This is a genomic window from Xanthomonas euvesicatoria pv. euvesicatoria, from assembly GCF_020880415.1.
In the GTDB taxonomy this organism is placed as follows: Bacteria; Pseudomonadota; Gammaproteobacteria; order Xanthomonadales; family Xanthomonadaceae; genus Xanthomonas; species Xanthomonas euvesicatoria.
In genome coordinates this window covers 63031-77213 of sequence record NZ_JAJIUJ010000034.1, presented here as the reverse complement: position 1 = coordinate 77213, position 14183 = coordinate 63031, and the positions used below count along the sequence as shown (strand labels likewise).

8 protein-coding genes and 1 pseudogene are annotated in these 14183 nt (G+C 66.3%); 8 read left to right on the top strand and 1 reads right to left on the bottom strand.

All coding sequences use genetic code 11. The annotated features are described in order from the left end of the window. Positions 1-1257: xylose isomerase (gene xylA, locus LN450_RS05200; RefSeq protein WP_228892674.1), on the top strand; the 1257-nt coding region annotated here is incomplete at its 5' end. Between the two features lie 212 nt (positions 1258-1469). Here xylA and LN450_RS05195 read toward each other — a convergent pair. After that, a complete protein-coding gene (locus LN450_RS05195) occupies positions 1470-2486 on the bottom strand; it encodes a LacI family DNA-binding transcriptional regulator (protein WP_228885013.1) in 1017 nt (338 codons plus the stop codon). Between LN450_RS05195 and LN450_RS23230 the strand changes: the two genes are divergently transcribed. From LN450_RS23230 to LN450_RS05160, 7 genes and pseudogenes are all read left to right on the top strand, one after another. Then, a complete protein-coding gene (locus LN450_RS23230; protein WP_005929711.1) occupies positions 2395-2601 on the top strand; it encodes a hypothetical protein in 207 nt (68 codons plus the stop codon). The two genes, LN450_RS05195 and LN450_RS23230, sit on opposite strands and share 92 nt — an antisense overlap. A gap of 118 nt (positions 2602-2719) precedes the next feature. Beyond that, positions 2720-4915, top strand: a complete 2196-nt coding sequence (locus LN450_RS05185; RefSeq protein ID WP_041855096.1) for an alpha-glucuronidase family glycosyl hydrolase — start codon at positions 2720-2722, stop codon at positions 4913-4915. Continuing rightward, positions 4912-6876, top strand: a pseudogene (locus tag LN450_RS05180) (sialate O-acetylesterase). The gene LN450_RS05185 and the pseudogene LN450_RS05180 overlap by 4 nt, the downstream one beginning before the upstream one ends. Before the next feature lie 11 nt (positions 6877-6887). Beyond that, the gene (gene manD / locus LN450_RS05175; protein ID WP_011349089.1) at positions 6888-8147 is read left to right on the top strand and encodes a D-mannonate dehydratase ManD; all 1260 of its coding nucleotides are present in this window, start codon (positions 6888-6890) and stop codon (positions 8145-8147) included. 23 nt (positions 8148-8170) lie between these two features. Next, positions 8171-9841, top strand: coding sequence for a glycoside hydrolase family 43 protein (locus LN450_RS05170; RefSeq protein WP_039416556.1), 1671 nt, complete (start codon positions 8171-8173; stop codon positions 9839-9841). A gap of 2 nt (positions 9842-9843) precedes the next feature. Further along, complete coding sequence (locus LN450_RS05165; RefSeq protein ID WP_011349091.1) at positions 9844-12552, top strand: glycoside hydrolase family 3 protein; 2709 nt, start codon at positions 9844-9846, stop codon at positions 12550-12552. 148 nt (positions 12553-12700) lie between these two features. Next, positions 12701-14173 carry a mannitol dehydrogenase family protein gene (locus LN450_RS05160; protein ID WP_039416545.1) on the top strand — a complete coding sequence of 491 codons (1473 nt, stop codon included), beginning with the start codon at positions 12701-12703 and terminating at the stop codon, positions 14171-14173. Positions 14174-14183: the final 10 nt, after the last annotated feature.

Genomic DNA, 14183 nt, shown 5'->3' with positions numbered 1-14183 from the left:
AACCCGCTCGCGTTCAAGGTCTACGACGCCAACAAAACCATCGGCGACAAGACCATGGCCGAGCATCTGCGCTTTGCCGTGGCCTACTGGCACAGCTTCTGCGGCAATGGCGCCGACCCGTTCGGCCCGGGCACGCGGGCGTATCCGTGGGATGCGGGCACTACCGCGTTGAACCGTGCCGAAGCCAAGGCCGATGCGGCGTTCGAGTTCTTCACCAAGCTCGGCGTGCCGTACTACTGCTTCCACGATATCGACCTGGCACCGGATGCCGACGACATCGGCGAGTACGAAAAGAATCTCAAACACATGGTGGGCATCGCCAAGCAGCGCCAGGCCGACACCGGCATCAAGCTGTTGTGGGGCACGGCCAACCTGTTCTCGCATCCGCGCTACATGAATGGCGCATCGACCAACCCGGACTTCAATGTCGTGGCGCGTGCGGCGGTGCAGGTCAAGGCCGCGATCGATGCCACCGTTGAATTGGGCGGCGAAAACTACGTGTTCTGGGGCGGTCGCGAAGGCTATGCCTGCCTGCACAACACGCAGATGAAGCGCGAGCAGGACAACATGGCGCGCTTCCTCACCCTGGCGCGCGACTACGGCCGCGCGATTGGCTTCAAGGGCAATTTCCTGATCGAGCCCAAGCCGATGGAGCCGATGAAGCACCAGTACGATTTCGATAGCGCCACGGTGATCGGCTTCCTGCGCCAGCATGGCCTGGATCAGGACTTCAAGCTCAATATCGAAGCCAATCACGCCACGCTGTCGGGCCACAGCTTCGAGCATGACCTGCAGGTGGCATCCGATGCCGGCCTGCTCGGCAGCATCGATGCCAACCGCGGCAACCCGCAGAACGGCTGGGACACCGACCAGTTCCCGACCGACCTGTACGACACCGTCGGCGCGATGCTGGTGGTGCTGCGGCAGGGTGGCCTGGCACCGGGCGGCCTGAACTTCGATGCCAAGGTGCGTCGCGAATCGTCCGACCCGCAGGACCTGTTCCTGGCCCATATCGGCGGCATGGACGCGTTCGCACGCGGGCTGGAAGTGGCCAACGCGCTGCTGACCGCCTCGCCGCTGGAACAGTGGCGCGCCGAGCGTTACGCCAGCTTCGACAGCGGCGCCGGCGCGGATTTTGCCGCAGGCAAGACCACGCTGGCCGATCTGGCCAAGCACGCGGCCAGCAATGCGCCCCAGCAACTCAGCGGCCGCCAGGAAGCGTATGAAAACCTGATCAATCAGTATCTGACGCGTTGAGCATTGCCACTGCACGCGCCTCGCCTCACCTGGCGCGTGCAATGACCGTCTGCATTGCGACGGTGGGCCAGCTATCACTGCAGCGGCCAGCAATGGCTGCCAATGTGATGCGCGATCACCAGAAACGTGAGCGCACACCGGCAATGCCGGTGTGTTGCATGCAAGCCTGCGAGGCGACCACATCCGGCTTGCGGCATGCAGGGGTCTGATCGCTACGTTGACTCGGCCGCATCGTCCGCTGTCGGTGCGGCCACCGAATCCCGCTTGACCAGCAGGTGCGCGACCACATGATCGACCATCCTTGCCGTACGCTCCTTGGCCCGAATCGTCTTCAGCAAGATGTCCAGCGCGGCATCGGCCATGGCGGCGATGGGCTGCTGCACGGTGGTGATTTCGGGCCACACCGCAGTGGCGGCAGAGGTGTCGTCGAACCCGACCACCGACAGATCGCGCGGCACATCCAGCCCACGCCGGTGCGCGACCGAGATTGCCGCGGCGGCCATGTCGTCGTTGCTGGCGAAGATGGCGCTGGGACGGCGTTTGCGCGCCAGCAATTTTTCCGCGGCAACCAGCCCGGATTTGTAGGTGTAGTCGCCCGGCTGCACCAAGTGCCGATCCAGGCGCAGACCGGCGTCGGCCAGCGCCGCCTGAAAGCCTTCGAAGCGCCGCGTGCTGGCCGACAGATTCGGATGCCCGGCGATGTAGCCGATGCGCGCATGCCCCTGTGCGATCAGATGTTCGGTGATCTCTTTGGCAGCAGCGAATTCGTCGATGCGCACACACGCCACATCCGGGCTGAAATGGTTGGAGGCGATCGCCACCACCGGCACCTTGGCGCGCACCAATTCCAGCACTGCGGCCCTGGATTCGCACAAGGGCGGCGGCAGGATCACACCGGCAACGCCTTTGGCGAGCTTGCGCGCGGCCTTGCGTTCGGCATCGGCGTCCAGGTCGTCCCAGCAGTCGATCACCAGCTGGATCGACGTACGCGATGCCACCCGCAGCACGCCCAGCAGCAACTCGCGCAGGTAGGCACCGCTGGGATCGCTGTAGATCAACGCAATCCGCGTGCTCTGCGCGGCCGCCAGTGCGCTGGCGGCAAGATTGGGCGTGTAGCCCAGCTTGTCGACCGCGCGCATGACCCGTTCGCGGGTGGCATCGCGCACGCTGCCGGTGTTGTTGACCACGCGCGAGACCGTCATCGGCGAGACCTTTGCCAGCGCTGCCACCTCGTCGATGGTGGTCGCGCGGCTGGTGCGGCGGACCGATTTCCTGACCTTCTCCAAGCGTGGCCTCTTCAAATGCGTGCAAAAGCTGCGGGATGCACGGGCGCTGCTGCGGTAACGCGGACGCCGGGTGCAGGTATGACGATGCGAGCCATGGTACCGGGAAGCAGGCAGAGCGGCGATATGCGCCTGCATGCGCCGGTGACGCTCGAGCATGCCGCATGAGCCGGTCTGCAATGCAGCAGCACGACAGGGGTGTCGGCGCATTTACGCTGCAGGCAGTGATGTGGGCGGCGCTGTTATGCAGTGGCCTGTTGATCGGCGCCAACGCGCATGCCGAGGATGGCTACGATCTATGGTTGCGCTACCAACCGCTGGCCAATGCCGCGCAATTGCGTGATAGTGCCAGTCAATTGGTCGTCGTTGGCGATTCGCCCACCCTGCATGCAGCACGCGATGAACTGGCGCGCGGCCTGCAGGGATTATTGGCACGCACACCGCCGCGCGTGGACGCGGTGACGCAAGATGGCGCCATCGTCTTGGGCGCCGCCAGCGCGCCACAGATTGCCGCCCTGAAGCTCGATACAGGCCAGTTGGGCCGCGACGGCTATCTGATTCGGAGCGCCGAGGTACATGGGCATCGCATCACCGCCATTGTCGGCGGCAGCGATCTCGGGGTGCTATACGGCACCTTCCACCTGTTGCGTCTGCTGCAGACCGGGCAATCGCTCGCAGCGCTGGATGTGCGCGCGTCGCCACGCTTGCAGCTGCGCATGCTCAATCATTGGGACAATCTCGATGGTCTGGTGGAGCGTGGCTATGCCGGCGCGTCGCTGTGGAACTGGCAGACGCTGCCTGGCTATCTGGATCCGCGTTACACCGACTACGCACGTGCCAATGCGTCGCTGGGCATCAACGGAACCGTGCTCAACAACGTCAACGCCAAGGCCTGGAGCCTGACGCCGCAATACCTCGACAAGGCGGCGGCGCTGGCGAAGGTGTTTCGTCCGTACGGGATTCGTGTGTTCCTCAGCGCGCGTTTCAGTGCACCGATCGAAATCGGTGGCCTGAAAACCGCCGACCCGCTGGACCCGCAGGTACGGCGCTGGTGGCGCGACACCGCCGGCGCCATCTATGCGCGCATTCCGGATTTCGGCGGGTTCCTGGTCAAGGCCAACTCCGAAGGCCAGCCCGGCCCGCAGGACTATGGACGCAGCCACGCCGATGGCGCGAACCTGCTGGCCGATGCCCTGGCGCCGCACGGCGGGGTGGTGATGTGGCGCGCCTTCGTCTATTCGCATGAGCAACCGGACGACCGCGCCAAGCAGGCCTACAGCGAGTTCGTGCCGCTGGATGGCGCGTTTGCCGACAACGTGATCGTGCAGGTGAAAAACGGGGCCATCGACTTCCAGCCACGCGAGCCGTTTCACCCATTGTTCGGTGCGATGGGCAGGACGCCATTGATGCCGGAGTTTCAGATCACCAAGGAATATCTGGGCTTTTCCACCCATCTGGCCTATCTGGGCCCGCTGTTTTCCGAGACCTTGCAAGCCGACACCTATGCGCGCGGCAAGGGCTCGACCGTTGCAAAGACAGTGGATGGCAGCTTGTTCGCCGAGAGCAAACGCACACGGCTGACCGGGATCGCCGGCGTGGCCAATATCGGCGCCGATCGCAACTGGAGCGGCTCGATCTTCGATCAGGCCAACTGGTACGCGTACGGGCGGCTGGCGTGGGACCCGCAGCTGTCGCCGCAGGCCATTGCGCAGGAATGGACGCGCATGACCTTTTCCAACGATCCGGCAGTGGTCGAGCCGGTGGTCGGCATGATGCTGCGTTCGCGCGAGGCAGTGGTGGACTACATGACTCCGCTCGGTCTGCATCACCTGATGGGGCGCGGCCACCATTACGGCCCGGCGCCGTGGGATGCCGGCAGCGAACGTCCGGACTGGGATCCGGTGTATTACCACCGCGCCGACCGCAACGGGATCGGCTTCGACCGCAGCGCCAGCGGCAGCAATGCCGTTGCGCAATATGCGCCGCCGGTGGCGCGCGAGTTCGGCGATGTGCGGCGCGTGCCCGAGCCGTTGCTGCTGTGGTTCCATCATGTGCCGTGGGATCACCGCATGGCCTCCGGCAGACCGCTGTGGGACGAACTGGTGCGACGTTACGACCATGGCGTGGCCGAGGTCGCTGCGATGCGCACGACCTGGCGGGGTCTGGCCGGCAGGATCGATGCACAGCGCTACCAGCAGGTGGCCGATTTCTTGGCGATCCAGCAAGGTGAGGCGCAGTGGTGGCGCGATGCCAGCATCGCCTATTTCCAGAGCGTGTCCGGGCGCCCGCTGCCTGCAGGCGTCAGCCCGCCGGCGCACCCGCTGGCGTATTACCAGGCACTGACATTTCCGTATGCACCGGGGAATCCGAAGTGAGCGCATGTCGCGTAAAGATATTGATCGGCACGCTGTCGGCGTTGCTGCTGCCGCAACTTGCGCGCGCCGCGGATGCGCCGCTGCTGCATCAGGTGTTTCAGGACCATGCGGTGCTGCAACGCGACGCGCCGATCCGCCTGTGGGGCGATGCGGCGCCGGGCACGCGTGTGACCGTGCAACTGGACAGTACGCAGGTGCAGGCGCGCGCAGACCGGCAAGGTCACTGGGAGGCGCGCTAGCCCGCGCACGCCGCCGGCGGCCCGTACAGCCTGAAGGCCAGCACTGCCAACGGTGCGATTCAGCAGATCGATGACGTGCTGATCGGCGATGTCTGGCTGTGTTCGGGGCAATCGAACATGGAACTGCAGGTGCATCGCACGCTGGATTCGCGCAGCGAGATTGCCGATGCCGAGCACCCCAGCATCCGCATGTTCAAGGTGCCCGCGCAATCCAGCCCGACACCGCAGCGCGGTTTCGGCGGCGCTGCAACCTGGCAGCGCACCACACCGGAGACGGTGAAGGACTTTTCGGCTGCCTGTTACTACTTCGCACGCGAGTTGCAGAAGAAGGTCGACGTGCCGATGGGGTTGATCAATGCGTCATGGGGCGGGTCGCAACTGCAGGCCTGGATCGGCGACAAGGCCCTGCGTGCGGCCGGCGACGATGGTCCGGCGCTGGATGTGCTGGCGCGCTATGCAACCGACCCGGTGGCGGCCGCACCGCGGTGGGCCGCGCTGTGGGAACGCTGGTGGCGTGCCCATGGCGAAGGCGAACCGTGGCAGCCGGATGCGCCCGGCCATTGGCAGGATGCGCCGCCGGCCTTGGGCGCATGGGACGACTGGGGCGTGCCGCAACTGGTCGGCTTCAACGGCATGGTCTGGTACCGCACCAGCGTCGAGCTGACCCCGGCACAGGCCGCACAGGACGCCACGTTGCGACTCGGGCCGGTGGACGAACTGGACCAGACCTGGGTCAACGGACGCGGCGTGGGCAGCAGCTATGGCGCCGATCAACCACGTCGCTATGCGCTACCGCGCGGACTGCTGCATGCCGGGCGCAACAGCATCGTGCTCAATGTGCTCAATACCTATCGCCGCGGCGGGCTGCTGGGCGACGCGCCATCGCGCGCACTGCAATTTGCAGACGGCAGCACAGTGGCACTGGACGCGCCCTGGCAATACCGCATCGTGCCGCAGGCAGTGGGCACGCCACCGCGCGCACCGTGGTCGTCGGCCGCCGGGCTGACCACCTTGTACAACGGCATGATCGCGCCGCTGGAACACCTGGGCCTGCGCGGCGTGCTGTGGTACCAGGGCGAATCCAATACCGGCGATGCAGCGCGTTATCCGGCCTTGCTCACTGCCTGGCAGCGCGACTGGCGGCAGCGCTTCGGTGCAGGCCTGCCGTTGCTGGTGGTGCAGTTGGCCAATTACGGCGCACCGCCTACCCAGCCGACCGACAGCGGCTGGGCGCAATTGCGCGAGGCGCAGCGACGCTTTGTGGCCAGCGACGCGCACGCAGGATTGGCGGTGGCGATCGATATCGGCGACCGCTACGACATCCATCCGGCCAACAAGCAGGAGCTGGGCCGGCGCCTGGCGCGCGCGGCGCGGCATGTGGTGTATGGCGAGGCGATTGCGCCGTCCGGCCCGGTGCCGCGCAGCGTGCAGCGCGAGCGCGACAGCGTGCGCATCGGCTTCGATGACGTGGACACCACCTTGCTGAGCTATGGCAACGACGCACCGATCGGCTTCGAGCTGTGCGGCGAGGCGTCCGGCACTTGCCGCTATGCCAGCGCCACACTGCAGGGCCACGATGTCAGCGTGCGCATTCCGTCCGGCATGACCGCAACGCGCGTGCGCTACTGCTGGGCCGACAGCCCGGTGTGCACCTTGTACGACCGCAGCGGCCTGCCGGCCGGCCCGTTCGAACTTCCCATCACTGCCACCTCTTCCCCCTGAGCGAGATCACGATGTCACAGACTTCCGACTCCCCCGCCCCGCTGCAAGGTTCGGCCCGCGATCGCGAGATCGTCGAGGCGCGCGTCATCGTCACCTGCCCGGGCCGCAACTTCGTCACCTTGAAGATCCGCACTCGCTCAGGCATCACCGGGCTGGGCGATGCCACCCTCAACGGCCGCGAGCTGGCGGTGGCGGCGTATCTGCAGGAACACCTGATGCCGAACCTGATCGGCCGCGATGCCGGGCGCATCGAGGACATCTGGCAGTTCTTCTACCGCGGTGCGTACTGGCGGCGTGGACCGGTGACGATGAGCGCGATCGCCGCGGTGGACGTGGCGTTGTGGGACATCCTGGGCAAGATGGCCGGCATGCCGTTGTACCAGCTGCTGGGCGGGCGCTCGCGCGAGGGTGCGTTGGTGTATGGCCATGCCAACGGCCGCGATATCGCCGAAACCAGCGACGAGGTGGGCCGCTTCCGCGAGATGGGCTTCATCGCGATTCGCGCGCAATGCGGCGTGCCCGGCATCAAGAAGACCTACGGCATTTCTGTCGGCGGCAAACCGTACGAACCGGCCGAAAGCGAGCTGCCCACCGAAACCGTGTGGTCCACGCCGCGCTATCTGGGCGTGGTGCCGAAGCTGTTCGAACAGCTGCGCAACGACCACGGCGACGCGATCGAGCTGCTGCACGACGCGCATCATCGGCTGACCCCGATCGAAGCCGCCCGGCTGGGTCGCGACCTGGAGCCGTACCGGCTGTTCTGGCTGGAAGATGCCACACCGGCGGAAAACCAGCGTGCGTTCGAGATCATTCGCCAGCACACCGTGACGCCGCTGGCAGTGGGTGAGGTATTCAACTCAATCTGGGACTGCAAGCACCTGATCGAGCAGCAGCTGATCGACTACATCCGCACCACGATCGTCCACGCTGGCGGCATCACCCATGTGCGCCGGCTGGCCGATTTCGCCGCGCTGCATCAGGTGCGCACCGGCTTCCACGGCGCCACCGACCTCTCGCCGGTGTGCATGGGCGCCGCCCTGCACTTCGACACCTGGGTGCCCAACTTCGGCATCCAGGAATACATGTTCCATTCCGACGAGGCCAATGCGGTGTTCCCGCACGACTACCAATTCCGCGATGGCCGCCTGCACTGCGGCGAGACACCGGGGCATGGCGTGGACATCGACGAAGCGCTTGCAGCGAAGTATCCCTACGTGCCCAAGCAGTTGCCGATCGCGCGACTGGAAGACGGCGCGATGTGGGATTGGTGATGCGCGCGTTTTCTGCCACGTGTGTGGCCCTGCTGATGGCCTTGGCGGTGCCTGCGAACGCGCAGGCGCAGGCCGCTGCCGATGTTGCGTTCGACTGGTTCGAATACCGCGGCGACGATGCGGTGTTCGCCACGCCGCTGCCGGCCGGGCACTACCGCAATCCGGTGCTGGCCGGTTTCTACCCGGACCCCAGCATCACGCGTGTGGGAGAGCGCTATTACCTGGTCAATTCGACGTTTACCTACTTTCCGGCGATCCCGGTGCTGGAGAGCACCGATCTTGTGCATTGGACCCAGATTGGCAACGTGGTCGAACGCCGCGAGCAGCTCGACTACGACGGGCTGCGCATGTCGCGCGGCATGTATGCCGCCAGCATCCGCCATCACGACGGGCGTTTTTACGTGGTGGGTACCTCGGTCGACAGCGGTGGCAATTTCATCGCCAGTGCCAGCAATGCGGCGGGCCCATGGTCGGCATTGACGTGGCTGCCCAGCATCGACGGCATCGACCCGTCCCTGTTCTTCGATACCGATGGCAGCGCGTACCTGCTCAACAACGGCCCGCCGGAAGGCACGCCGTTGTACGACGGGCATCGCGCGATCTGGATGCAGCGCTTCGATATCGCGAAGAATGCGCCTGTCGGCCCGCGCAAGGTGCTGCTCAATGGCGGCGTGGACCTGGCCAGCAAGCCGATCTGGATCGAAGGCCCGCACCTGTATCAACGCGACGGGTGGTACTACCTCTCATGTGCGGAGGGCGGCACCGGGCCGCAGCATTCGCAGGTGGTGTTGCGCAGCCGTAACGTGTGGGGGCCGTATGCACCGGCACCGAACAACCCCATCCTGACCCAACGCGATCTGCCGGCCGGGCGCGCGCATCCGGTCAGCAACGCCGGCCACGTGGACCTGGTCGACACACCGGACGGGCAGTGGTGGGCGGTGTTTCTCGCAAGCCGTCCGTATCGCGGCGATCACTACAACACCGGGCGCGAAACGTTTTTGCTGCCGGTGCAGTGGCGCGATGGCTGGCCCTCGATCCTGCCGGCGGGACAGCCGATTCCTTACATCGCCAAGGCGCCCGCAGGCATGAAGGCAGTTGCCACGCAGGCACCATTGTCGGGCAACTTCGTCTGGCATGACGATTTCGATCAGGCCACGCTGCAACGCGAATGGCTGACCGTGCGCGTGCCAAAGCACGACGTGGCCGACCTGCGCACGCGGGCAGGCTGGTTGACGTTGCATGCCAGCAGCCAGGGGCTGGACGGTACCGGCACGCCCGCGTTTCTCGCACGCCGCCAGCAACATCTGCGTTTCACCGCCAGCACCGCACTGGAGGTCCCGACCCAGGCGGGCATCAGTGCAGGCTTGGCCGCATTTCAGAATTCGACCGCGTGGTATGCACTCGGCGCCCGTCGCGATGGCGATGCCGTCCAGGTGTTTCTGGACAAGCGCGAGGGCGCGGCCACCACCACGCTGGCGCAGACCCGCATCCCGGCCACTGCACAGCTGCGGCTGCAGATCAGCGGCGATGGTGGTGCGTATAGCTTCGCCTTCGATGCCGATGGCCGCGGCTGGCAATGGCTACGCCGCAACGACGACGCCAGCTTTCTCAGCACCGAAAAGGCCGGCGGCTTCGTCGGCAGCGTGATCGGGCCATTCGCCCAATCGCATCCCGACCGCCCTTCACAGGACTGACCATGCCTTCGCATCCGCCCGCCCCGTTTCGTTCGCTCGCGCATGGTGTCCTGCTCGCACTGGCATGTACCGCAGGCGCTGCCCATGCAGCGACACCGCCGCCGTATCTGGATACCCAACGCAGTTTCGAACAACGCGCGGCCGATCTGGTGTCGCGCATGACGCTGGAAGAAAAGGCCGCGCAGATGCAGAACGCTGCGCCGGCGATTCCGCGCCTGGGGGTGCCGGCCTACGATTGGTGGAACGAGGCCCTGCATGGCGTGGCGCGCGCCGGCGGGGCGACGGTGTTCCCGCAGGCGATCGGCATGGCCGCCACCTTCGACCTGCCGCTGATGCACGAGGTCGCCACCGCCATCAGCGACGAGGCGCGTGCCAAGCATCATCAGTTCCTGCGCCAGAACCAGCACGCGCGCTATCAGGGGCTGACCTTCTGGTCGCCGAACATCAATATCTTCCGCGATCCACGCTGGGGCCGCGGCCAGGAAACTTACGGCGAAGATCCCTTCCTCACCGCGCGCATGGGCGTGACCTTCGTGCAGGGCCTGCGGGGCGAAGGCGCCGACGCACCGAAGAACGCGCAAGGTGAGCCGTACCGCAAGCTTGACGCCACCGCCAAGCATTTCGCCGTGCATAGCGGCCCGGAAGCCGATCGTCACCACTTCGATGCGCGCCCCTCCCAGCGCGACCTGTACGAGACCTACCTGCCGGCGTTCGAGGCACTGGTCAAGGACGGCAAGGTGGATGCGGTGATGGGTGCCTACAACCGCGTGTACGGCGAGTCGGCCAGTGCCAGCAAGTTCCTGCTGCAGGATGTGCTGCGCCAGCAATGGGGCTTCAAGGGCTACGTGGTGTCCGATTGCTGGGCAATCGTGGATATCTGGAAGCACCACAAGATCGTCGCCACCCGCGAACAAGCCGCCGCGCTGGCGGTCAAGCATGGCACCGAACTGGAATGCGGGGAGGAGTATTCCACCCTGCCGGCGGCGGTCCGCCAGGGCCTGATCGACGAGGCGCAGATCGACACCGCGTTGACGACCTTGATGACCGCGCGCATGCGCCTGGGCATGTTCGATCCGCCCGGGCAGTTGCCGTGGTCGACGATTCCCGCCTCGGTCAACCAGTCGCCGGCGCACGATGCGCTGGCGCGGCGCACCGCGCGCGAATCGCTGGTGCTGCTGAAGAACGATGGCCTGTTGCCGTTGTCGCGGGCCAAGCTCAAGCGCATCGCGGTGATCGGCCCCACCGCCGATGACACCATGGCACTGCTCGGCAACTACTACGGCACGCCGGCCGCGCCGGTCACCGTGCTGCAAGGTATCCGCGCCGCGGCCCCGAATGCCCAGGTGCTGTACGCGCGCGGCGCCGACCTGGTCGAGGGGCGCGACGACCCCGCCGCCACGCCGCTGATCGAACCGCAATACCTGCGGCCGTCGGCCAACTCGCCCGAACGCGGTTTGCGGGGCGAGTATTTTCGCAACCGCGATTTGTCCGGCACGCCGGCCCTGGTGCGCGTGGATGCGCAAATCGGCTTCAAATGGGACCGCGGCTCGCCGACCGACAATCTGCTGGCGCGTGGCGAGGCTGGCCCGAGCGAGGCGGTGCCGGCGGACAACTTCAGCATCCGCTGGAGCGGCCAGCTGGTCCCGCCGACTACCGGCACCTACCACCTGGAAGCGGCCGCCGACGACGGCGTGCGCCTGTACCTGGACGGCAAGCCGGTGATCGACCGTTGGAGCACCAGCGACCGCCTGCACGCCGATGGCGTCGACGTGCAGCTGCAGGCCGGCCGTGCCTACCAGGTGCGGCTGGAATACTTCGAAGGCGAGCGCGATGCCGGCGTGCGCCTGGCCTGGCGCCAACCCGGTGCCAAGCCGCCCTTGCAGGAGGCGCTGGACGTGGCGAGCAGCGCCGACGTGGTGGTCTTTGTCGGTGGCCTGACCGGCGATGTCGAAGGCGAAGAGATGAAGGTGAACTACCCCGGATTTGCCGGCGGCGACCGCACCGACCTGCGCCTGCCCAAGCCGCAGCGCGACCTGCTCGAAGCCTTGCAGGCCACCGGCAAGCCGGTGGTGGCGGTGCTGACCACCGGCTCGGCGCTGGCCATCGATTGGGCGCAGCAGCACCTGCCGGCGATCCTGCTGGCCTGGTATCCCGGCCAGCGCGGCGGCACCGCGGTGGCCGACACGCTGTTCGGCGATGCCAACCCGGGCGGCCGCTTGCCGGTGACGTTCTACAAGGAAAGCGAAACCCTGCCGGCGTTCGACGACTACGCCATGCGCGGCCGCACCTACCGCTACTTCGGCGGCACGCCGCTGTATCCGTTCGGCCACGGCCTGTCGTACACGCAGTTCGCCTATTCCGGCCTGCGCCTGGACCGCACCACCATCGCAGCCGATGGCTCGCTCACTGCCACCGTCACGGTCAAGAACACCGGCCAACGCGCAGGCGATGAGGTAGTGCAGCTGTATCTGCATCCGCTCACCCCGCAACGCGAACGTGCCGGCAAGGAATTGCACGGATTTCAACGTATCACCCTGCAGGCGGGCGAGCAGCGCGCGTTGCATTTCATCCTCGACGCAAAGAACGCGCTGCGCATCTACGACGCGCAGCGCAAGGCGTATGCGGTGGACCCTGGCGCCTATGAAGTGCAGATCGGCGCCTCCAGTGCAGATATCCGCGCCAGGCAGCGCTTTACCGTGACCGACAAGTAACAGCCGCCCACACTCTGGCCATGCGGCCGTGGATCGACAACTCCTTCGGCCACGATTACTGCAAATCCCCTTTCCTTGCGGGAAAGGGGTTGGGGTGAGGGTTCGGCGCAGCCCTTCCTCCAAACACTCCTACCTCACAGGCGACACGATGCAAGCACCACGTCTTTCGCGCGACACCCTGGCCACATTGCCGCCGGTGGTTTCAAGGCCCAGCTATGACCCGGCAAGCCCCACCATCGGCATCGTACATCTGGGCGCAGGTGCCTTCCACCGTGCTCACCAGGCCGTCTACATCGATGACCTGCTTGCCGAAGACCCCAGCTGGGCCATCAGCGCCGTCTCGCTGCATCGCCCGCAGGTGCGCGATGCCTTGCGCCCACAGCATGGTCTGTACACCCTCGCCCTGCTCGACGAACACCCGCACCTGCGTGTCATCGGTGCCATCCGCGAAGTACTGTGCGCCGCAGACGAACACGCCGCCGTGCTCGCGCGCCTTGCCGACCCGGCAGTGCGCCTGGTCACGCTGACCATCACCGAGAAGGGCTATTGCCTGGCCGGCGACACGCTGGACCTCTCGCATCCGGACATCGTGCACGACATCGCCCATCCCGCGCGCCCGCGCAGCGCCATCGGCTACCTCGTCGCCGGGCTGCAGCAACGCAGGCACGACGGCACCGCGCCGTTCACTGCGTTGAGCTGCGACAACCTCACCGACAACGGCATGCTGCTGCAGCGCGCGGTCGTGCGGCTTGCAGAACAGACCGACCCCGCGCTTGCGCAATGGATCACGCAGCACGCAGCCTTCCCGCGCTCGATGGTCGACAGCATCACGCCCGCCACCGATGACGCGCTGCGCACGCGCGTACACGACCAGCTTGGCGTGCACGATGCCTGGCCGATCCAGCGCGAGCGCTACAGCCAGTGGGTAATCGAAGACCGCTTCTGCAATGGTCGCCCCGCATTCGAGCGCGTGGGCGTCACCCTGAGCGAAGACATCGCCGGCTACGCGCGCGCCAAGCTGCGTCTGCTCAACGCGCCGCACTCGGCGCTGGCGTATCTCGGCAGCCTGCTGGACCTGGAAACCGTGGCCGAGGCCATGCGTCACCGCGAACTTGCCGCATACGTGGAAACGTTGATGCGCGCGGAGATCGCGCCCACCCTGCAGGCCATGCAGGGCTTCGATGCGCAACGCTACAGCGACGCCATCCTTGCCCGTTTTCGCAATCCCGCCATTGGGCACCTGCTCGCCCAGATCGCCTGGGACGGCTCGCAGAAACTCCCGGTGCGCCTGCTCGGCACGATCGGCGACGCACTCGCTACCGGCCGACCGATCCAGCGCCTATGCCTGGCCGTTGCGGCGTGGCTGCATTTCGTCCGCAGGCAGGCGCACAACGGCGTTCCGCTGACCGACCCGTTGAACGATGTCCTCAGCGCGCTTGGCCGCAACGCGACTGGCGATGCAGGTCATGATGTCGCTGATTTTCTGACATTGGAGGCGGTGTTCGGATCGTTGCCCGCAGACGCACGTTTTCGTGCGTCCTTGCAGGCGGCTTATGCAGCGCTCGGCATGGCCACCCCTGCTGAAGTGACACACGCCCTTGGGTCGATGGGTGACGTGTAAGACGGTGCAC

Excerpts from the sequence above, each read along its gene's own strand:
- LN450_RS23230 (WP_005929711.1), top strand. The coding sequence starts at position 2,395 with ATGACCCGTTCGCGGGTGGCATCGCGCACGCTGCCGGTGTTGTTGACC.
- LN450_RS05185 (WP_041855096.1), top strand. The coding sequence starts at position 2,720 with ATGCAGCAGCACGACAGGGGTGTCGGCGCATTTACGCTGCAGGCAGTG.
- manD (WP_011349089.1), top strand. The coding sequence starts at position 6,888 with ATGTCACAGACTTCCGACTCCCCCGCCCCGCTGCAAGGTTCGGCCCGC.
- LN450_RS05165 (WP_011349091.1), top strand. The coding sequence starts at position 9,844 with ATGCCTTCGCATCCGCCCGCCCCGTTTCGTTCGCTCGCGCATGGTGTC.
- LN450_RS05160 (WP_039416545.1), top strand. The coding sequence starts at position 12,701 with ATGCAAGCACCACGTCTTTCGCGCGACACCCTGGCCACATTGCCGCCG.